This window comes from Pantoea sp. B566 (assembly GCF_024793925.1).
Classification (GTDB): domain Bacteria; phylum Pseudomonadota; class Gammaproteobacteria; order Enterobacterales; family Enterobacteriaceae; genus Pantoea; species Pantoea ananatis.
In genome coordinates this window covers 843,010-862,715 of sequence record NZ_JANUQL010000003.1, presented here as the reverse complement: position 1 = coordinate 862,715, position 19,706 = coordinate 843,010, and the positions used below count along the sequence as shown (strand labels likewise).

Annotated in this window: 18 protein-coding genes, 1 tRNA gene and 6 pseudogenes; 23 read left to right on the top strand and 2 right to left on the bottom strand. The window is 48.0% G+C overall.

Translation table 11 applies throughout. The annotated features are described in order from the left end of the window. Positions 1-67 precede the first annotated feature (67 nt). From NYE92_RS05800 to NYE92_RS05715, 18 genes and pseudogenes are all read left to right on the top strand, one after another. Positions 68-1,245: pseudogene (locus NYE92_RS05800) on the top strand (RHS repeat-associated core domain-containing protein); the annotation flags it as partial. Positions 1,246-1,247: 2 nt separating this feature from the next. Further along, on the top strand, positions 1,248-1,493 hold the full coding sequence (locus NYE92_RS05795; RefSeq protein WP_259018706.1) for a hypothetical protein: 246 nt from the start codon (positions 1,248-1,250) through the stop codon (positions 1,491-1,493). 710 nt (positions 1,494-2,203) lie between these two features. Further along, the gene (locus tag NYE92_RS05790; protein WP_019106578.1) at positions 2,204-2,584 is read left to right on the top strand and encodes a hypothetical protein; all 381 of its coding nucleotides are present in this window, start codon (positions 2,204-2,206) and stop codon (positions 2,582-2,584) included. A gap of 856 nt (positions 2,585-3,440) precedes the next feature. Continuing rightward, positions 3,441-4,488: pseudogene (locus NYE92_RS05785) on the top strand (RHS repeat domain-containing protein); the annotation flags it as partial. Positions 4,489-4,503: 15 nt separating this feature from the next. After that, a complete protein-coding gene (locus tag NYE92_RS05780; protein WP_013026226.1) occupies positions 4,504-4,710 on the top strand; it encodes a hypothetical protein in 207 nt (68 codons plus the stop codon). Positions 4,711-5,257: 547 nt separating this feature from the next. Next, positions 5,258-5,759: pseudogene (locus NYE92_RS05775) on the top strand (RHS repeat-associated core domain-containing protein); the annotation flags it as partial. Between the two features lie 99 nt (positions 5,760-5,858). Next, the gene (locus NYE92_RS05770) at positions 5,859-6,263 is read left to right on the top strand and encodes a hypothetical protein (RefSeq protein ID WP_078828749.1); all 405 of its coding nucleotides are present in this window, start codon (positions 5,859-5,861) and stop codon (positions 6,261-6,263) included. Beyond that, positions 6,260-6,508: a hypothetical protein gene (locus tag NYE92_RS05765; protein ID WP_078828748.1), complete on the top strand. Its 249-nt coding sequence runs from the start codon at positions 6,260-6,262 to the stop codon at positions 6,506-6,508. The genes NYE92_RS05770 and NYE92_RS05765 overlap by 4 nt, the downstream gene beginning before the upstream one ends. Positions 6,509-6,794: 286 nt before the next feature. Continuing rightward, the gene (locus NYE92_RS05760; protein WP_078828747.1) at positions 6,795-7,082 is read left to right on the top strand and encodes a hypothetical protein; all 288 of its coding nucleotides are present in this window, start codon (positions 6,795-6,797) and stop codon (positions 7,080-7,082) included. Between the two features lie 198 nt (positions 7,083-7,280). Beyond that, a pseudogene (locus tag NYE92_RS05755) lies at positions 7,281-8,391 on the top strand (IS3 family transposase). A gap of 145 nt (positions 8,392-8,536) precedes the next feature. Beyond that, on the top strand, positions 8,537-8,803 hold the full coding sequence (locus NYE92_RS05750; RefSeq protein WP_078828746.1) for a hypothetical protein: 267 nt from the start codon (positions 8,537-8,539) through the stop codon (positions 8,801-8,803). Positions 8,804-8,901: 98 nt separating this feature from the next. After that, positions 8,902-9,894: pseudogene (locus NYE92_RS05745) on the top strand (carbohydrate porin); the annotation flags it as partial. Between the two features lie 229 nt (positions 9,895-10,123). Further along, on the top strand, positions 10,124-10,612 hold the full coding sequence (locus NYE92_RS05740) for an Hsp20 family protein (protein ID WP_064373957.1): 489 nt from the start codon (positions 10,124-10,126) through the stop codon (positions 10,610-10,612). Between the two features lie 79 nt (positions 10,613-10,691). Next, positions 10,692-10,988 carry a hypothetical protein gene (locus NYE92_RS05735; protein WP_013026217.1) on the top strand — a complete coding sequence of 99 codons (297 nt, stop codon included), beginning with the start codon at positions 10,692-10,694 and terminating at the stop codon, positions 10,986-10,988. Positions 10,989-11,239: 251 nt separating this feature from the next. Further along, the gene (locus tag NYE92_RS05730) at positions 11,240-12,043 is read left to right on the top strand and encodes an ABC transporter ATP-binding protein (RefSeq protein WP_259018703.1); all 804 of its coding nucleotides are present in this window, start codon (positions 11,240-11,242) and stop codon (positions 12,041-12,043) included. A 31-nt stretch (positions 12,044-12,074) separates the two neighbouring features. Beyond that, positions 12,075-13,007, top strand: a complete 933-nt coding sequence (locus tag NYE92_RS05725; protein ID WP_259019493.1) for an ABC transporter substrate-binding protein — start codon at positions 12,075-12,077, stop codon at positions 13,005-13,007. Beyond that, positions 13,004-14,014, top strand: coding sequence for an iron ABC transporter permease (locus NYE92_RS05720; RefSeq protein WP_022623311.1), 1,011 nt, complete (start codon positions 13,004-13,006; stop codon positions 14,012-14,014). Before NYE92_RS05725 ends, NYE92_RS05720 begins: the two co-directional genes overlap by 4 nt. 162 nt (positions 14,015-14,176) lie before the next feature. Continuing rightward, positions 14,177-14,602 (top strand): pentapeptide repeat-containing protein, encoded by a 426-nt coding sequence (locus NYE92_RS05715; RefSeq protein WP_259018701.1) that lies wholly within the window; start codon positions 14,177-14,179, stop codon positions 14,600-14,602. A 287-nt stretch (positions 14,603-14,889) separates the two neighbouring features. On the opposite strand, the gene NYE92_RS05710 is transcribed toward NYE92_RS05715, so the two are convergent. Then, positions 14,890-16,128 carry an MFS transporter gene (locus NYE92_RS05710; RefSeq protein WP_041457689.1) on the bottom strand — a complete coding sequence of 413 codons (1,239 nt, stop codon included), beginning with the start codon at positions 16,126-16,128 and terminating at the stop codon, positions 14,890-14,892. Positions 16,129-16,874: 746 nt separating this feature from the next. Here NYE92_RS05710 and hemH point away from each other — a divergent pair. The 5 genes and pseudogenes from hemH (at position 16,875) to NYE92_RS05685 (ending at position 19,482) form a co-directional block, all read left to right on the top strand. Continuing rightward, positions 16,875-17,837, top strand: a complete 963-nt coding sequence (gene hemH, locus NYE92_RS05705) for a ferrochelatase (protein WP_259018698.1) — start codon at positions 16,875-16,877, stop codon at positions 17,835-17,837. A gap of 252 nt (positions 17,838-18,089) precedes the next feature. Further along, positions 18,090-18,341 (top strand): annotated as a pseudogene (locus NYE92_RS05700) (hypothetical protein); the annotation flags it as partial. Further along, positions 18,338-18,544, top strand: coding sequence for a helix-turn-helix transcriptional regulator (locus NYE92_RS05695; protein WP_064352433.1), 207 nt, complete (start codon positions 18,338-18,340; stop codon positions 18,542-18,544). The pseudogene NYE92_RS05700 and the gene NYE92_RS05695, both read left to right, overlap by 4 nt. Positions 18,545-18,891: 347 nt before the next feature. Further along, positions 18,892-19,149 (top strand): AbrB/MazE/SpoVT family DNA-binding domain-containing protein, encoded by a 258-nt coding sequence (locus NYE92_RS05690; RefSeq protein WP_014605554.1) that lies wholly within the window; start codon positions 18,892-18,894, stop codon positions 19,147-19,149. After that, positions 19,150-19,482 (top strand): type II toxin-antitoxin system PemK/MazF family toxin, encoded by a 333-nt coding sequence (locus tag NYE92_RS05685; protein WP_259018696.1) that lies wholly within the window; start codon positions 19,150-19,152, stop codon positions 19,480-19,482. It begins immediately after the preceding gene. A 72-nt stretch (positions 19,483-19,554) separates the two neighbouring features. On the opposite strand, the gene NYE92_RS05680 is transcribed toward NYE92_RS05685, so the two are convergent. Then, positions 19,555-19,630: transfer RNA gene (locus NYE92_RS05680), tRNA-Asn, on the bottom strand. Positions 19,631-19,706: the final 76 nt, after the last annotated feature.

Genomic DNA, 19,706 nt, shown 5'->3' with positions numbered 1-19,706 from the left:
AGCTGTGACTTCACAAGAAAATATTCTCAATTTTTATTGGATGTGACTTAATTCTCTAGGCACCCTGAATTACGATAACGCGGTAAGGCTACTGTCTCAGGAGCGCGCGCAGCCAATGGCGCAGGCAACCCGCTGGATTGTCATACTGCCGCGCATGTCATGCATAACCGCGTCACTGAACTGAACGTTATCCGTTGGCAGTACGATATTCATGGCCGCACCACCGAGCAGGATGACGGACAGACACGCAGGCGCTACCGTTAAGATGGTGAGCACAGCCTGACGGATGTCATCAGCGAACCGCGGGACCGCAATAAGCCACGTACTAAGGTGAGCTTCCGCTATGATCCGCTGGGGCGACGCATCAGTAAAACCCGCCAGCAACTGTTACAGGGCAGGCCGTCTGAAAGGGTCGTCACAACACGCTTTGTCTGGGAAGGCTATCGTCTGCTGCAGGAGATCCACGACGAGATTCCGCTTATCTATGTCTACAGCGACAGCCAGAGCTATGAGCCTTTGGCCCGTATTGATGGCGTGGAAAGCCCGAAAATATTCTGGTTCCACTGCGCCGCTAACGGCAGGCCGGAACTGCTGACCGACGTTGAAGACCAGAAGATTTGGGAAGGTGTGAACAGCCCATGGGGCAAACTGCTGCGCGAGTCTAACCAGCGAATTCCGGTGGTGGAGCAGAACCTGCGTATGCAGGGCCAGTACCTGGATCGTGAAACCGGGCTGCACTATAATTTGTTTCGCTACTATGACCCGGACAGCGGCCGGTTTACCCAGCATGACCCAATAGGGCTGGCGGGTGGTTTAAATACTTATGCGTATGCGCCGGATCCGTTAAGCTGGATTGACCCGCTGGGGCTGAGTAGATGTTCAACGCATAAAGATGTAGAAACCCCATACGGACCAGCAACTCAATCAACCGCTCCTGAGGCTTTGTCAGCCAGATCACAAGTAGAAAACGGGGCAACGTTATATCGTGTTGGTACGACCGGGCGTAGTGAAACAGTAGGTGCACAATTCTGGGCTTTAGAACATCCCCATTCGCCGGGCTATGCGAATAGATATGGAATCCCACAGGAAAATGTGGACAGAAGTAATTTCTTGATGACTGCACGTTTAAAACCTGGGGCTGAATTTGTCACGAGGCCTGCTCCGGGGGTTGGAGAAAATTTGGGGGGGATCGAAGTAGTGGTTCCGCCGGATGCTGTTGATATTCAGAACTTTAATCTCTTTTAATTATGAAAAATGACATTTATTCTCGTTCAAAAATACTAGCTGGCAAGTTGGAGAAACAGTCGGTCAATAGCGCGAATATTACTAAGGATATTACAGATGCTATTGATTACAGCGCCACATCTGGTGAGGCTCTTATGAAAATTAAATTTCATATAAATAAGGTGTTGTCGGATGCAGATAAATACAATGGTGAGATAGTAAAATTAGCTTTTGATATTAAGAATGATATCATCAAGTTAATTGGTTAATGTTTTCGAGGTTTAATCCGGAAGCAATCTTAACGAACCTTCCGTTTTTTTACTTTAACCTTCTGTCAGGCCATCACCGCGCTCATCCGCTGAAGTGCCTGCCAGGGTTCGCTGCGTTTTTAGAGAAGGTCATGTCAGATCGGTAGCGTGCGCGGGGAAAAAGTCCGCATCGGGATCTTCGGGTTAACGGTCTGCCGGTAAAGGCAAAGGCGTGCTCTTTAATAGGTTTTGAAAATGGATATTAAAAATATTTTGTGATTACGGCATAACTCTTGTAGATAGAGATGGGAAAATCTTTGCTTTGTTCGACTCCGGTGAGCTTGTTCCCGAATACCTTGAAGCTGAAATTAACGAAGAGGAAGCTGAAAAAGTTCAAAAAAAGTCAACGGGATGCTTGTGAAGTGATAATTTATTTAAGTGAAAAAATAATAAAGGTGCCGAGGAAAAAATAAAAAATTATTATTTTATATTTTTATTTTAAAAAGTGCATTTCACTTAAAAGTAAAAAAATCTCTATTATTGAATATGTAATTCTGAAAGTCTATTTTAACCTCAATGTGTAGGGTGTTTTATCTATGCTGACTTATCTGCAGCGAATTCAGAACTATGCTCCACTTACCTGTGTTTTCTAAGTTAACCAAGCTACGAAGCTCAACATGAAACCCCTTCATTAATTGATAAGCTAATCGAGAATATCTATTTACTAAAGTATGAAAATAATTAATCATCAGAAAAAAAAGGTATTAATTCACGACGGGTTAGAAGATGCATTCCTTAAGAATGACAAGCTAATTTCTTGCCCTCGCTGTGATGGTATGGCTTATTATGGCTTGTACAATTCTACAGATTTAGATATGTATGATGAAAAGAAAATAAAAGCTATAGTTGGCAGTATTAAGGGGTTGGAGTTTGTTGGAGGCGAAATTCAAGAATATAGATATAAAAATAGCTCATTGAGAGTTTCAGAAACAAAATGTTCTAATGGGCATGATATTTTGGTTGTGTTTACTTACAAGGAGTTACAGCCTGCTCGTTATGGATCCTATCTTGTAGGGGTATTTGACAATAATACTTTCAATGAAGAGTGCTGATAATTATAGACATTGTCATTTTTAATGGGAATTTTTTTCTTTATGACGTTTTTAATGGAAGGCCTGGTGGATAAATCCAATTAGACACCCTGCTGATCCTAATAGTATTAGTAGGTGGTTTAAAATTATCAATAATTATCAATAAAATCAATGCACTTGAATGGGTTGATAAGTTAAGTTTGAATGCGTGTTAAAAAAAGAAAAATAAAGTAAGTGCTGCGACCCAGAATAAGCACGTGCATACCTTGCTTATGAGTTACCTGGTAACTTTCGCAATTGTTAAGGAACGGCATAGATGAATAGAGATGGAATGGCATATATCAATGAATTGAAAAATGATAATTCAGCTTATACATATCAAGATAATGAGCCTGGACATATACGAATTAAAATTATCTGCAGAGGCGAACGAATGTATCTTCAAGTGGAAGATAGAGCCACAATATGTGTAATCTCTGCTAGAGATTACACATTAAGTAAGAAAAGTTAAGTGAAATGGGACTCCGGCGATAAAATAAGTATTGATGAAGTCGATTTACTTTGTGAAAAAATAAAAAATATTATGCTAAATCATATTCATAAGAGTTGATTGTGGTTTAGTAACCCTATGTTTATACTTGATTTTTTCGTATTTTCGATATCTGTACTTTGTATATTGCGAATTGCAGTAGCGTTTTACTTTGTTACGATATCAGAAAAAATGCTCAGCAGAGTATGGAAAAGTCTATAACGTTCAGTAAGCTTGTTTTAACTGCCTACCCAATCTATTTCTCTCATAATACCAAACCATATTTTATTAAATCATAATACTCATACAAAGCAAAATGCAGACGCGAGTTGCTACGCACGCGAAAGCTACGACCCGCTGGACAGACGCACCAGCAAAATAAGTTGAACAGATGTTACAGGGTAAGCCGTCGGGTAACGCCGTCACAACGCGCTTTGTCTGGGAAGGCTATCGTCTGCTGCAGGAGATACACGACGATACTCCACTTACCTATGTCTACAGCGACAGCCAGAGCTATGAGCCGCTGGCCCGTATTGATGGCGTGGAAAGCCCGGAGATATTCTGGTTCCAATGCGCGGCAAACGGCACGCCGGAACTTCTGACTGACGTCGAAGGGCAGAAAACCTGGGAAGGTGTGAACAGCCCATGGGGCAAACTGCTGCGCGAGTCTATCCAGCGAATTCCGGTGGTGGAGCAGAACCTGCGTATGCAGGGCCAGTACCTGGATCGTGAAACCGGGCTGCACTATAATCTGTTTCGCTACTATGACCCTGACAGCGGCCGGTTTACGCAGCATGACCCGATAGGGCTGGCGGGCGGGATCAACCTTTACCAGTATGCGCCGAATGCGCTGGGCTGGGTGGATCCGTTGGGGTTGAGCTGTAAGAACAAATGGAATGATTTTCAACGGAAGAAGAAAGGTGCATTCTCTACAAGGAAACAGGCTGGTCGAGCATACAATGCTACAAAAGGGATTGTTAAACCAGAAAAATTCCCTGATCCAGTCACTTACTTAGATTCTAATAAAATTAAAGCTCATCTAAGTCAGTTTGAAGGTGGAGTGTCAAAAATTGCGTGGGGTGTTAATCCAGAATATTCCGAAATTGGGCCGCCAGGTGGACATTTTGTTATGCCTAAGTCAGTCGCTGATGATGTGATCGGTAGATCAGGCGGTGATGTTCGCACAATTGAGAAATTGTTAGGATTGTCGAAAGGAGAGCTAGGTGACGCACCTGTAAGAATTGACATACCCAATCCAACTGGATTGTGGATGCCATCTGGTAATGAGGCTGGAGCAAATAAATTTTGGCTTCCCGGAGGGTATACATCGGGAGGGATTCCGGAAGCAGCTATAGATCCGACTCCCTTAAATCAAGCTATTATCAATAAAATTTAAAGTAAGGAGAATATAATGGGAAAGGCTATATTTAGTGGCTATGGCATGTTCATTACTCAAGAAGATGGCAAATACTATATCAATTATGACGCTGGTGGGATTACTAATAGAGATGTTAAATCTGAGATAAGCGAAGAAGAGTTTAATAAAGCAAAGTTAAGCGAACAAGATGCATATGAGGTAATAATAAGCACTCAAGTTAGAGATAAAATAAATTGTTGATATTGGGTTTATTAATCTGCACTTGCATTTCGTAGTCTTACACTCTGCCAAAGTGTCTACTTTGACGTTTTATCAAAATGACAATTTTAGTGCTAGTTTGGTATATTATTTTACTATGATAGCTCGGGGGAGTTTTGCTTAAATCAGGGTGATTACCTTGAAAATAAAGTAGCAAGGTTTTTTTATTTCTAGAGTTGTGACTCTTTAGGGCGCTAATTTAAAAGCTGGTTCCAGTCAAATTAAATGCCAAGAAGGTTTGGAGTCAAGGGCTGTTTGAAATTTATGATTGGTAAATATTAGATATATCTAAACTTAAGTATTCACAAGATAGTCTTTTTTTATGATTATTGTTTCCAACTCTGGTTTATGCTTTATGGATATTTAAGGGGTATGCTTTCATCCTGTTTTCCCAATATTGCCGTACACAATGCTTCGCTAACATCGCCCGGCAGCGTCGCATGAAATAAACCATGCAGCTCTTCATTACTGTTTTCGCAGAACACCCATTCCGCGACTCTCGTCATACCATCCACTTTTCTCTCAAACCTTCCGCCCGCTGCAGAAAATACATGACGATACTCCGCTTACCTATGTGTACAGCGACAGCCAGAGCTATGAGCCTTTGGTCCGTATTGATGGCGTGGAAAGCCCGGAAATACTCTGGTTCCACTGCGCCGCTAACGGCACGCCGGAACTGCTGACCGACGTTGAAGACCAGAAGACCTGGGAAGGTGTGAACAGCCCCTGGGGCAAACTGCTGCGCGAATCGAATCAACGAATTCCGGTGGTGGAGCAGAACCTGCGTATGCAGGGCCAGTACCTGGACCGGGACTAATTTGCGCAAGCAAATTTGAACATCGCTTTAGCGATAGCCCAAGGGGTGAGGCACCACAGGTGCCGAATTAACCGGGCTGCACTACAATCTGTTTCGTTATTATGATCCGGACTGCGGCCGGTTTACGCAGCATGACCCGATAGGTCTGGCTGGCGGGATAAACCTTTACCAGTATGCCCCGAATGCGCTGGGCTGGGTGGATCCGTTGGGGTTGTAAAGGCGCTGTAAAACAGATAAAAAACCTAATAATCCTGATTTTTATGTTGGTCCAGTTGGGCCGAGTGCAACAATGCCTGCAATAGGATACCGTTATATGAGGTATCTTGAAGATGATGGAACTATAAATGTTTGGGCACCTAAAGTGATCGAAACAAAGGCAGCCCCAGTGACATACTTCGGATTTGAAAAAATTAAGACAGGATATGGTGCGCGTGATGCCTTCCAGATTAAAGGAAAAGAAAACTTTGATCCGTCAGATCCTTTAGATAAATCATGGAGTGATGCCCGCCTCAGAGGTGAGTTTGATACCTTACAACTTTATGAAAACGGCGTGCCACAAGTGCGTCATCCACGAATGTTTGGTGATAGAGGGGGAGCCCCTCTTGAACCATTCACCAAAGCGTACCCAGAATATGGTGCTGGAGACATCCAACAGATGCATGCTGATTCAAGGATAATAGAGTTCGATAAAGTTGATATTCTACCGGAGAGAGAATGATAGATTTATTTTCCTACAATGAAGTTTTAGATTTTCTTGAGATTTTTTTTCAAAAAATGATTAAAGATGAAGCATATTGCGAGGAGATGAAATTTATCATTGATGGAAGTCGCAAGAATAAAACAGTTTCCATTCGGGCCATTGGCGTTTGTTTCATGAATTATCGAAAGGTTACTGGCGATTATAGCCTTGCTACAGATGAAGAGATGGAAATCTGGAAACAGTTATTTAATATTTGGCAGTGAAACTTGAATTAATTAAATTTAATTTGAATTATGTATTGATTTTACGGTAGATATTATGACGAACTTAATAAAGGCAAAAAGTATGGGAAGGTGTTAAGAGCACATGGAATAAACTGCTGCCTAGCTGTAAAAATCAAGTGGAATCAGATGGCTAATATATCACAATTTAAAGTTAAACCGGGTTCTGTAATCCTCGAAGGAAGGGCATCTGCTCAAGGTGCCGGGTTGCCAGGTGGTCAGACTCAAAAATACATAACTGATCTCGCAAACTTATTAGATTTATGAAATGAAAAAATTAAATAAAGCAGTTGCAAAGATTCAGAAAGCTATAGATGAGCTTGATAAAGCTATCCTTACAAAAGATGAGAAGGTATTATCTGTAAGCTCAATAAACCAGCTTTCAAATTTTAAAGAAAGCTTTTTAACAGTATTAAGGTTGATTCAATCAGATAATACCCCCCCTAAAAATGAAAGAGTTTTAGGTATAGCAAGAGTCATAGCTGATCAGTGGCCTTTTAACTTTGAGCTAGGAAGTATCATTATTGATGCAGAACAAGCTTATAAAGAAATATAATTAAAAAGTCGGAAGCAATCCCCGAACTCCTTCCGGCTTTTTACTTTTAGCCGCCGCCCGTCAGGCCAGCGCTGCCCTCATCCGTTGGAGCGCCTGTTCCAGTTCACTGCGCAGCGCCTTGTAAGCATCCCGGTAAACCGAACCATTCACTTTTAGAGATCTTCCGACATACTGATTATGTCCTGTGAGGAGATCACCATGCGTAAAGCCCGATTCACCGAACACCAGATCATTGCCGTTCTGAAGTCCGTCGAAGCCGGACGTACCGTTAAGGATGTCTGCCGTGAAGCCGGTATCTCTGAAGCCAGCTATTACAACTGGAAAGCGAAGTTTGGCGGTATGGAAGCCTCTGATATAAAAAAGATGAAAGACCTGGAGGATGAAAACCGTCGCCTCAAACAGATGTTTGCTGATCTCAGCCTTGAATGCCGGGCACTTAAAGAAGTCATCGAAAAAAAGCTTTAAAACCAGCGATAAAGCGTGAGCTCGTCGGTTACCTGACTGCGCAATTTACCATGAGCATTCGCCAGGCCTGCAGGACGTTATCGCTGAGCAGTACGGTCTGTTTTTACCAGCCCGATACCCGGCGTGATGAACCGGTGATTCAAGGGCTGACTGAGCTGGCAGAGCACTATCCGCGATACGGCTTCAAAAGCTGTTCCAGCTGCTGCGCAGACAGGGTAACACCTGGAACCATAAACGCGTTCACCGGATTTACTGCCTGCTGAAACTGAATTTTCGGCGCAAGGGAAAACAGCGTTTACCCGTGCGTAACCCGGGGCCACTGGCTACGCCGGAAGCGCTTAACCAGAGCTGGTCCATCGATTTTATGCATGATGCGCTGGTCTGCGGCAGACGCTTCCGGACCTTTAATGTGGTTGATGACTTTAACCGCGAGGCCCTCGCCATAGAAATCGATCTGAATATCCCGGCACAGCGGGTGGTCAGGGTGCTGGACAGAATCGTGGCAAACCGGGGTTATCCACTGAAACTGCGGATGGACAACGGACCAGAACTGGTCTCACTGACGCTGGCACAGTGGGCTGAAGAGCATAGAGTGATGCTGGAATTTATCAAGCCGGGAAAACCAACGCAGAACGCCTTTATCGAACGGTTTAACCGGACGTACCGAACAGAAATCCTGGATTTTTACCTGTTCAGAACGCTGAATGAAGCTCTGGAAATCACAAGTCGCTGGCTGATGGAATACAACAGCGAGCGGCCTCATGAATCCCTGAATAACCTGACACCGGAGGAGTACCGGCTGATGGCCGAAAAACCGGAAACCTCAAAAAGTGCGTGGAACTAAAACGGGTGTGCTTACAGTTGCACCTCAAGTAACAAAATCCGGTGCAATAGTTGCTGGGAAAGCTGATCAAATAATCCTTCCTCGAGACTGAGATTAGAGTTGGATTTTAAATATTAGAAGAATTAATACTCCATAGGTTGTCTACATGAATAAGAATGAAGTTATAAAAATATTAAAAGATACGCTGAGTTTAATCAAAAGTGAAGCTTTAGGACATGGAAAAAATAAGCTTGATGACATCATTAAAAGATATGAATTAATAATTAAAAAGATAGAGGCTGACATCCTGGATCATAATGACATACACAATTCAGTAAAAGCTTATTTGGAAATTTATAATGATTACGATAATCCATTACTTTTTAAAATGTCAGATGCTGAAAAAGCAGTATCTACTTATCTTGAATTTTAGAAGTTATCGATGATTTTAATGAGACCTATAATAGCTTAAAAACTATTAGCTATATCAGATGCTTCTAGATAAGGTGGGGAGCTAGAAGATGTGGAGGGAAGGCAGGAGAAGCGGAACGCTGGGACGTCAATGGCCGAATTTTAATCGGGCTGGACGGTTACCGAAGCATGGCGGATCAATCCTTTGCAGGCTTTACCGTGCAACCGCTTGCCGATCTCTCTGGCGGGCTTGAGTTAGACGACGCGGCTTTCTTCTTTGGTCAGGAAAAAGACTGGAAAGTGCAAGTAGGCCGCTATGAAGCCTTCGATATGTTTCCGCTCAATCAGGACACGCTTATCGAATATTCCGGCAACACGGCCAACGATCTCTACGAAGATGGCTATGGCTATATCTACATGATGAAAGAGGCGCGCGGACGGGGATCGGCGGGGGCTATTCAGCTAAGTAAAACATGGCAACGTTTTTATTTTGAATTAAATGCCATGGCGAATGACGGCACGAGGTTGTTCCAGAATGGGGAATACCATGGGAATACACTGGAGCATAAAAAGAATGTTATTTATTTGCGCCCGGTTATCGCCTGGCGCCATAGCGACGTCACGGCGGCTGTCGGCATGGAAAGCAACGTGGTGAACAATGCCTATGGTTATACCGATAACCGGGGGCAGTTTAAGGATCAGTCTAAGCGCAATGGATATGGCGCCACGCTGAGCTGGGACGGGCAACGTGCGAATCCAGATTCAGGGGCGGTCATCAATCTCAGCACGGCCTATATGGATGCGACGGAAGAACATAACTTCAGTGCTGGCCTGAATGGACTATGGCGCGACTTTCAGCTTGGTTATATCTACGCGCGTAACGATGTGAAAGCCTTTACGATGCAGTATATCAGCGGAGCCAGCCTGAGTGACTTTATCTTAGGCAAGTATGATATCCATACCATCCACTCTTCTTACCGTTTTCGCAATGTCATGAAGATGCAAAATTTCGATATTTACCTTGGCGCTTACTGGTCGCAGATTAATGCCGAACGGCACAGTGGCGATAACGAACGTTACGGGGCGCGCGTCCGGTTTAAATACCATTTCTGATAGGCAACAAGCCGCTCCCGGTTGAGATGACATGGCATCTTTACAGGGCGCGGCGCGTCACTCAACATCGTCAAAAAGGCACCAGGTTCTGGCCCGCCAACTGCCAAAAAAATTTCATTTTCATCCCTTGAAATCATCCAAAAAGATCCTATAAATTTTTGTGAGCAGCGGGGAGGGCCCCCACTCAGATGAGCTTTTGAATGAACGATTAATTCAGGAGGTTATCACCATGGCATTACGTAATTTTCCACTGTTTCCTTCTGTTGCAGATTCTGCATTCTCAGACCGGTTCAACCGTATCGATCGGCTTTTCAGCCAGTTGACCGGTGATGCGCCCGTGTCGGTTTCACCCTCTTATGACCTCAGACAAACGGATAATGAGCACTATGAGCTCACCGTCAGTGTCCCCGGCTGGCAAGAACACGAGCTGGAGATCGAGGTGGCGGGCGGTCGCCTGACGGTTACCGGCCAGAAAGAGGAGGTTACGGATAAAGAGGCGGACAAAGAAGGCCAGAACAGCGGCTGGCTGCATCGGGGCATCAGTCGTTCAGACTTCCGTCTGAGCTACAGCGTGCCTGAACATATGAAAGTCACCACCGCACGGCTTCAGGATGGATTGCTGCGGGTCGGTTTGCATCATGAGGTGCCAGAAAGCGAGAAACCTCGCCGCATTCCGATTGAACACCGCACCTCAGAGGCGATTGAACATCAGGCTTAATGGCAGTTTGACCCGACAGCGGGGAGCGTGAACAGCGCTCTTCGCACTATGTTATCAAGCGGAGAATCAGGAGGCTGTTATGAGAGTCATCAGCGTGCCCGAAGATCGTAGCCTGTATCCTAAACTGGTCGGCGAGACCGTCATGGCTGCCAAACTGCAGCTGGGCAGGACCCGCTTGTCGGTGAATTACAATAAAGTGCCAGGCGGAATTCTGCCTGTGCTGGTGGTGGATTTTTACAACGAGAAGGGCAAGCTCTACACCCTGCGCTACAACCTGCCACCGGATACCCCAGAGCGTACCGATCGCCGGGTATCGTTGCTGATGCGCTTGATTGAGAAAGAGGCCAACGAGGAAAAGTTGGCTGAGGCAGTGTGACCGCTCAGGACAGCGGTAAACGCGAGGAAGTCGTTATGTTGAATACATTGATGCTGCATAGCGCTCTGGGGGCAGGCATGTTAGCGATGACGGCCAGCCTGTTGCATAACCGATTTAAATAGCCTGTTCCGTCATTCGTTATCCCTGTCTTTAAGTGCCGCGTCGTCGGCACTTTTTTTATGTCACCTGAGCGCTTGTTATTCTACCTTGCCATTGTTATGTTATAACGTAACAAAAACAGGTTGGGTGATATGATGCAGCCAGAGACATTACATGCCAGTGAATCGATATTGCGGGTGAACATTGGGGCGCTGCACAAACCCGATGGCGGCTGCCTGCTCAATGACATCACATTCGGCATCGGGACAGGGGAGCGCCTGGCGATCATTGGGCCGAACGGCAGCGGCAAAACCTCATTGCTGCGGGCGATGAGCCGTGAGCTGGCGGTACAGAAGGATGAGATAACGCTAAACGGTCGCTGCATCAAAACTTACACACGGCAGGAGTTAGCCACATGTATCGCCGTCATGGCGCAAAACGACGTGCCTGACCTGAGGCTGGCGGTTGAGGATTACGTTGCACTGGGTCGTCTTCCTCATGTGCGCGCCTGTCCACATTCTGTCAATCAGCGCGTTGTCAGTGAGGCGCTAGAGGAAACAGGGCTGGCGGCGTTACGGCGACGTTCACTAGATGCGTTATCAGGCGGTGAACGGCAAAGAGCGGCCCTGGCGCGCGTTCTGGCCCAAAAGCCACAGCTGATTCTGCTGGATGAACCGACCAATCATCTTGATCCCCTCGGACGACATGCGCTGCTGACGTTAATCAAAAACAAAGGCATCACGGCCGTGGCGGTCTTGCACGATTTATCACTGATAGATACGTTTGCCGACCGCGTGCTGATTCTGTCACAGGGGGAGCAGGTAGTATGTGATGCGCCCGCTCGCGCCCTGTCATCCCACTATCTCCGGCCGGTATTCGGTTTAAACAGTTTTACCGTATCGCATCCCGCGAACGGGAGTCATTTACGCATTTTCGAGGTGTCAGACTGTGCCTGATTCGTTGTTAAGGCTCTGCTGCGCGGCATGGCTGGCGAGCATTCCTGTTGGACAAACCCTCGCGGCCGATTTCCCGGTCACCATTGAGAGCTGCGGTCAGCCGGTTACCTTTAATGCACCGCCTGAGCGGGCGGTCATTAACGACCTCAATATGTCAGAAATGGCCTTTGCGCTTCATTTGCAGGATCGCATCGTCGGGCTGACGGGCATCAGTGGCTGGTACAAGATGACACCGGAATTTAAGCAGGAGATGGGTGCCATTCCTGAGCTGGCGCCTAAGTATCCCTCTCTGGAAACGCTGGTGGCGGTGAATCCTGACTTCTTTTTTGCCGGCTGGAATTATGGCATGAAGGTGGGCGGCGACGTGACGCCAGCCTCGTTAAGTCAGTACGGCATTAAGACGCTGGTGCTGAGTGAAAGCTGCGTTTTTACCCAAAAAGAAAAGCATAAAGCCAGCATGGATCTGCTTTATCACGATGAGCTGACGTTAGGTAAAATCTTTGGCAAACAGGCTGAGGCGCAGGCTTTAGTTAATCACTGGAAGGAGCGCTTGAGAATGATTCCTCAACGGCCCAGCGCGGTCCGGCCGTTAAAGGTCTTTGTCTACGACTCGGGGGAAGATAAGCCGTTTACCAGCGGAAAATATGCCATGCCAACCGCCATCATTGAAGCCGCCGGCGGAACCAATGCGCTGGAGGGGCTGGATATCAGTTGGGGCACCACGTCATGGGAAAGTGTGGCGGCAACCGAACCTGATTTCATTATCTTGCTGGATTATCAAACTGGCGGCGGGGCGGATGCCCTTCGGCATTTCCTGGAAAGTCATCCGCTGATGAAACTCACGCCAGCCGTCAAAAATCATCGTTATCTGAAGCTGCAGTATGCTGAGCTGACGCCAGGCCCGGCTAATATTGCCGCGGTGGAGAAACTGGCGCGCGCCCTGTATTCAGGAACCGCGCCGTGAATGCTACACCTTACCGTTTTTTTTGCATCTTGTGCTTTTGCGTCCTTCTGCTGGCAGTGCTGATGTTAATCAGCGTTGCCAAAGGCACGGTCGCGTTATCCCTGACGCAGGTGTTGGGCGCACTGGAACTGATCGCCATGCCTCAGTCTGAAATGATCAGCCGGATTGTGATCGATCTCCGCTTGCCGCGCACGTTGCTTGCAGCCCTGACCGGTGCCGGGCTGGCGATGGTGGGAGCGCTGCTGCAAACCACCACCCGCAACGATCTGGCCGATCCTTTTCTTTTTGGTCTCTCTTCCGGTGCTTCGGCAGGTGCGGTGCTGGTCATCACCCGCTTTGGTAACGGGTTAGGTGAGCTGACCTTGCCGGTTGCCGCCTTTGCGGGCGGGCTCTGTTCTGCCGCTGCGGTCATGTTGCTTTTCTACTTCAAAAAACTGCGCAGCCCAGCACACCTGATCATCTGTGGGCTGGCTGTGTCTTTTCTGTTTGGCGCGCTCACCAGCTATTTTATTTTCTCTGGCGATCAGCGAGCGGCCAGTTCGGTGATGTTCTGGTCGCTGGGTGGCCTGGGGCTTGCCAGCTGGCAGAATCTGCCTGTTGCGCTTGCCGGTGTTGTCCTGCTGAGTGGCTTTGCTCTGATGCGTCACCGCTCGCTGGACGGTCTGCTGGCGGGCGAACAAACGGCGCTGTCGCTGGGGATTAACGTCAGTCGTTTGCGGATTGAAGTCTTTCTTTGTTGCGCGCTGACGACCTCAATGCTGGTCGCCCTCACCGGGGTGATTGGTTTTGTCGGCCTGATGGTACCGCACCTGTGTCGACCGGTCACAGGGGTAAAGCACCGTCTGCTGTTACCGCTGTGTGGCCTGGGCGGCGCGGTTTTGCTTTGTGGCGGGGATATCATCAGCCGAACGCTGCTGGCACCGCAGGAGCTGCCGATCGGGATTATTACGGCAGGCATCGGGGGGATTTTTGTGATTCTGCTGCTGACCCGTGCATCGAACACCTGAAGCAAAACGAGGCCAGTTCAGCCCGGATTATACGGATGCTCACCGCCTGTCACTAAGTAGCAAAATGTCACTCTTCTCTCAGGTGTGACAATTGGTCCCTTTACGGTATTAAATGAATTAAAGGCTGTGAACCTCTTCGAATCAAAGATAACGAATACTGATATGTCTTATTCGAAAGTATCAGGAAGTATTAATAATAGTATTCTGACAAATGTAGACTTTGAAAACGCGTGTTTAGATAGCGCTCTTTTATGCAAAGCAGAAATAAAAAGATGCAATTTTTCAAAAAGTAAACCAGTAATCAATGTGGATGATGCAGTGTGTGAAGCAAGTCATTTTGTCAAAGCAAAGTTTGTGGCTGGATCCTCCGGAATTGAGTACGGTGGTCGTCGCGTAAGATTTGTAGACTGTGATTTTACCGGTGCTGTTTTTGATCGCGTTGAGTTTAGAGCAACGAAATTTATTAATTGCATCTTTACTGATGCGAAATTTAAAAAATGTGACTTTCGTGGAGTTAAGTTTGAGGGTGGTATTTTACCAATAACAACCCAGTTTGAAAATATGGATATACCTTCTCAGTTTATTTGATTTCGCAAATAAAGCCGAGAAAGAGAACTCAGCCTTACTCGGTTTTATTATTTAGTGTGGTTGGATCCTTTGAATATACCTGCACTTAATCTACTTAATCATCTGCTTAGTAAAATTAAAATACTCGCGCACTTCGTTGTTATCTGTCACTACACAGTGTATCTACTAATATTTTAGCCCTACTTGCGGTTGGGCTATAGCGATAAAGCCTGCAGCATTCAATGTTGCAGCCAGGCTTTGCCAGTCAATAAGCGCATTTCTCAGTGCTGCAGCCTTCAACATCGCAATCACCCCACCGTTTCATTCTCAAGCTTCTGCCTTTTGCGCAGATTCGGAAACAGCGTCATCCAGAGCCCGACCACTACCAGCGTCCCGACGCCGCCAATCACCGCGGCAGGCACCGCGCCCATCCATGCTGCTAACAGCCCCGACTCAAACTCACCCAACTGGTTTGAAGTATTGATAAAGATGGCGTTAACCGCATTGACGCGGCCGCGCATCGTATCCGGTGTATCCAACTGAACCAGCGCGCCGCGAATCACCATGCTCACCATATCGAAACCGCCCAGCGCCGCCAGCGCCAGCAGTGAAAGCCACAGTTTGGTGGAAAGGGCAAACAGCAGCGTCGCCAGGCCAAAACCCGCAACGGAGCCAAACATAATCATGCCGACGTGCTTTTCCAGCTTGTTGCGGCTCAGCCAGACGCCGACCAACAGCGCCCCTACCGACGGCGCACCCCGCAACAGGCCAAGGCCCCATGGCCCGGTGTGCAGAATATCCTGGGCGAAGATAGGGAGCAGTGCGGTAGCACCGCCCAGTAGCACGGCAAACAGGTCGAGCGATATCACGCCGAGCACGTCTTTGCGTTCGCGAATAAAGCGCACGCCCATAAACATGTTCGACAAGGTCATCGGCATACGTTCCTGAGGAGGACGTTCGTAACGTAGGCGACTGACTAAGATTAGCGACAGCAAATAAAAGAGCGCTGAACCCCCGTAAACAACCTCGGGACCGGCCACGTAAAGCAGTCCGCCTAACGTCGGCCCGACAATCACCGCGGCCTGACCGCCGACGGAGCTGGCCGCCATGGCGCGCGCCAGAATCGATGGCGGGACCAGCGCAGGTAGCATTGAGGTAATAGCAGGCCACTCAAGTGCTTTAGCCAAAGCGATCAGGAAGACCAACCCCCAAATTTCAATCTTATCTGCCCAGTGCAGTAGCGTCAGCGCCACCAGGGCGAGCAGGGCGGCCCATTCAATGAGTTGCCCAATCACCACGATACGACGACGGTCGAATTGATCTGCCAGATGCCCTGCGGGCAAGGCTAACAGCACCGAAGGCAGAAACTGCATCAGGCCAATCATGCCCAGTGCCATGGCGCTGTGGGTAATCGCATAGATTTGCCAGCTGACGGCCACGGAAAACATCTGAAAGCCAAACGAAGAACAGGTACGGGCCAGCCAGAAGGCCACAAATGACCTGTGTTGCAGCAACGCGTCTTCGCCTGTAGAAACCCCTTTATGCATAATGATTCCTGTCCCGAACCGCCTGTTGGCGAAAGTGGTTGCATCAGTCTGATTCATGACCGTATTCGGTCTTATTTTGTCCTGGCTGAAGCACAGTGAGTGTGCTGCATGATCCGACTCGCCGCCAGACCTTTCGGAACTTAAGCGGAATCGGGCAGCACGAGCATAGACGTCTAAATATTAGCATGCTCAATATTCACTTTGATAAATCGAAATATCGACAAGATGTGATAGTTCCCCCTGAATAGTCAGGGGATTATCCGATCGTCTTGTCATCAGTTATGGCGATAAAAAGCACGAACCGGCCTGGAGGGCGACAGGACTTATCAGAGCTATTGGTCGTTTGCCAGCAGGGCGATGGTAAGATACGACCCACTGTTTTTGACTCCTCAGATAACGCAGAGTTAAAAACTAAAAAAGGCGGTGTTGCTGCGCGTGGTGGTATTCACTGCCTGAGAATGCATTGAAGCGTGGCGAGCCAGATTTACTTTTTTGCAAACTGTCAGGTGCGCTTGCGTGTTTTCATTGATGGTCTGTACCGACAGCCCGGGGCATATGGCCGTGTCGGAGACAGCAAAGGGCGTTGAACGTTGACTCAGCGGTCAACGCCGATCCGAAGGGTGAGTTAAGCCGGTTTTCGTTTCGCCTCCGCACACGCCAGCGGCAAGGGCGGAGGTGATGATGTCCTTGAGTGTGCTACAGTGTTCAGGCACTTTTTTTCCATGGGTTTTCAGAGGTCCCAGCTAATGACGAATAAACAGGGTGTTTTAATTGTTAACCTTGGAACACCAAAAGAACCCACAACTGCTGCGGTTAAAACGTTTTTATCTAAATTTTTGCACGACTACAGAGTGGTCGATTTACCCAGGATCCTGTGGTGTCCAATCCTGCATGGCGTGATTATTCCGCTGCGCGCCAAACGCGTGGCCAAACTGTACTCCTCTATCTGGATGGACGAAGGTTCACCGCTGATGGTTTACAGCGTTCGCCAGGCTCGCGCACTTGAAGCGCTGACGGGCATGCCTGTCGAGTTAGGAATGAGCTATGGCGAGCCCAGCATTGGCGGCGCCATTGACAGACTGCTGGCGAAAGGTGTCGATAAAATTATTGTCATCCCGTTGTATCCGCAGTTTTCCTCGTCCACCGTCTCTTCCGTCTGGGACAGCGTCAGCCGTCACCTGCAGACGATGAAAAACCGTTACACGCCGGCGATCAACTTCATAAACGATTATGCCGATCATCCTGCCTACATCGACGCGTTAAAAGCCTCTGTGCTGGAATCATTCGAGGCCAATGGCGTGCCGGATACGCTACTGGTCTCCTACCATGGCATACCGGTCAGGTTTTCTAACGAAGGGGATAAGTACCAGGATCGCTGTGCGTTGACCACCAAATTGCTCACCGAAGCCCTTAACATGCCATCGTTGAAGATTGTGATGACCTTCCAGTCACGATTTGGCAGAGAGCCCTGGTTAACGCCGTACACCGATGAAACCATCAAAAATCTTCCTGCGGAAGGCGTAAAAAGCCTGCAGGTGATTAGCCCGGGTTTTGCGGCAGACTGCCTGGAAACGCTGGAAGAACTGGATGAGCAGAACAGAGAAATCTTCATGCATGCAGGGGGAACGTCCTTTACCTATATCCCTGCGCTCAACGATAAGCCTGTTCATATTGAGATGCTGCAACAGCTGGCAGAGGGCGCGAAATAGCCTCCGGCGCGTGCTGACATAAGCCCTCCGGCTCATAACGCCAGCCGTGACGGGGCCAGAATGTGTGCATTCTGGCCCCGTTTTTTAGACGCGCAATGCTGACCGGATGCAGGCCGCCGGTTCGCACCGGAAATGCAGTGCTGGACGGTTCGTAACAAACCAGAACTTGAGTTTAGTGCGTAACGTTTCTACCGGTATTTTTTGTATAAGTGTTTTATAACGCGTGGCAAAACCTTCGATGGTTTTTTGTAACTGGTTGAAAGCCTGACCGTTGACACTCTCCCTGCGACCATTCCCCGTTTCGAGCCTGAATGTACGGAGCTTTGTCGTTACTGCCTTGCTATCACGCAAACTCTGTCGGGGCTGGGATTTGCCTCTGAAACGGAGAAGTACCTTAGCTGCCTGCTGTATGAACTGATCAACTATTTCGCTGCGGAAATGAAAGCCCCGCGCTGGCTCCGCACAGCCGACGGCGTGAAGTTTATCGACGAGGTGACGGCATGACACAACAGGACTGGCATCCCGCCGACATTAATGCGGCCCTGAAAAAACGGGGAACGTCGCTGGCGGCGGTTTCCCGTCAGGCAGGGCTAGCGTCCTCCACGCTGGCTAATGCGCTTACCCGCCGCTGGCCCAAAGGCGAAAGATTGATTGCTGAAACGTTAGACGTCGAGCCTGAAAAAATCTGGCCTTCGCGCTATCGCTGATGTTCCTCCGGCGCAGCCCGGATACGGAAGCTGCGCCGCATTTCGTTTATCTGATCCGTCATAATCCTTTGAACCGCAAAAACAGTTTTCTATTATCGGCCTTCTTACCACGAACTAAGTTCCTGACTGCACGAAGTGCTTCATGATCTGAAAGAAGCACCTGATGTATCAGAATGGTCGCCGTTTTACCGGCAATGCCGCCTTTGAAAACTGCCGGATCTGTCCTCTGATGGATTAAGGCTTTCTTCACGCTTTATTACGTTAAGGAAATCACAATGAATCTGATGAATAATTGTGCATCGCCTGCCGCAGATGTTATATTAAAATATAATATTCGGAGGTGCTCTATGTATACCACTCGTCTGAAAAAGGTTGGCGGATCTGTCATGCTGGCGGTCCCTCCCGCCGTGCTGAAAACGCTGGGGCTGTCGACGGACAGCGAAGTGGGCATGACCATTGATAGTGGCTGCCTCATAATTGAACCTCAAAAACGTCCCCGCTATTCACTCGAAGAACTACTGGCGCAGTGCGATCCGCACGCTGAAATAAGCGAAGAGGGTCGGGAATGGATTGATGCGCCTGCGGTGGGCAAGGAGCTCCTGTAGATGGAAAGAGGGGAAATCTGGCTCGTTTCACTAGATCCGATTGCCGGGCATGAACAAAGCGGAAGGCGTCCAGTACTGATTGTTTCTCCGGCGTCCTTTAATCAGTTTACGCGGCTACCTGTGGTTGTTCCCGTGACCAACGGCGGAAACTTTGCCCGCGCAGCGGGGTTTACTGTTTCACTGGATGGCGCAGGAACGAAAACAACGGGGGTAATTCGTTGTGACCAGCCCAGAACCATTGATATGGAAGCCCGGAATGGCAAATATCTTGAACGAATACCTGAAGTTATTGTGAATGAAGTGGTGGCCAGACTGGAGGCCATTCTGAGCTGAGATTTTAGATGTAAAAGGTAAACGCAGAAAAGCAAAAAACCTGCTCAGTTTCCTAAGCAGGCTTCTTAAATCTGGCTCCTCTGACTGGACTCGAACCAGTGACATACGGATTAACAGTCCGCCGTTCTACCGACTGAACTACAGAGGAATCGTGTGAACGAGGCGAATAGTAACGAGGTCGCCTCAAGGTGTCAACTGTAAAAAAGCGTTTAGCATTCAACTGG

Coding starts and splice junctions, on each gene's coding strand:
- NYE92_RS05690 (WP_014605554.1), top strand. CDS start 18,892: ATGTATACCACTCGTCTGAAAAAGGTTGGCGGATCTGTCATGCTGGCG.
- NYE92_RS05765 (WP_078828748.1), top strand. CDS start 6,260: ATGATAGATTTATTTTCCTACAATGAAGTTTTAGATTTTCTTGAGATT.
- NYE92_RS05790 (WP_019106578.1), top strand. CDS start 2,204: ATGAAAATAATTAATCATCAGAAAAAAAAGGTATTAATTCACGACGGG.
- NYE92_RS05750 (WP_078828746.1), top strand. CDS start 8,537: ATGAATAAGAATGAAGTTATAAAAATATTAAAAGATACGCTGAGTTTA.
- NYE92_RS05715 (WP_259018701.1), top strand. CDS start 14,177: ATGTCTTATTCGAAAGTATCAGGAAGTATTAATAATAGTATTCTGACA.
- NYE92_RS05740 (WP_064373957.1), top strand. CDS start 10,124: ATGGCATTACGTAATTTTCCACTGTTTCCTTCTGTTGCAGATTCTGCA.
- NYE92_RS05780 (WP_013026226.1), top strand. CDS start 4,504: ATGGGAAAGGCTATATTTAGTGGCTATGGCATGTTCATTACTCAAGAA.
- NYE92_RS05770 (WP_078828749.1), top strand. CDS start 5,859: ATGAGGTATCTTGAAGATGATGGAACTATAAATGTTTGGGCACCTAAA.
- NYE92_RS05685 (WP_259018696.1), top strand. CDS start 19,150: ATGGAAAGAGGGGAAATCTGGCTCGTTTCACTAGATCCGATTGCCGGG.
- NYE92_RS05710 (WP_041457689.1), bottom strand. CDS start 16,128: ATGCATAAAGGGGTTTCTACAGGCGAAGACGCGTTGCTGCAACACAGG.
- NYE92_RS05760 (WP_078828747.1), top strand. CDS start 6,795: ATGAAAAAATTAAATAAAGCAGTTGCAAAGATTCAGAAAGCTATAGAT.
- NYE92_RS05695 (WP_064352433.1), top strand. CDS start 18,338: ATGACACAACAGGACTGGCATCCCGCCGACATTAATGCGGCCCTGAAA.
- hemH (WP_259018698.1), top strand. CDS start 16,875: ATGACGAATAAACAGGGTGTTTTAATTGTTAACCTTGGAACACCAAAA.
- NYE92_RS05795 (WP_259018706.1), top strand. CDS start 1,248: ATGAAAAATGACATTTATTCTCGTTCAAAAATACTAGCTGGCAAGTTG.
- NYE92_RS05735 (WP_013026217.1), top strand. CDS start 10,692: ATGAGAGTCATCAGCGTGCCCGAAGATCGTAGCCTGTATCCTAAACTG.
- NYE92_RS05730 (WP_259018703.1), top strand. CDS start 11,240: ATGATGCAGCCAGAGACATTACATGCCAGTGAATCGATATTGCGGGTG.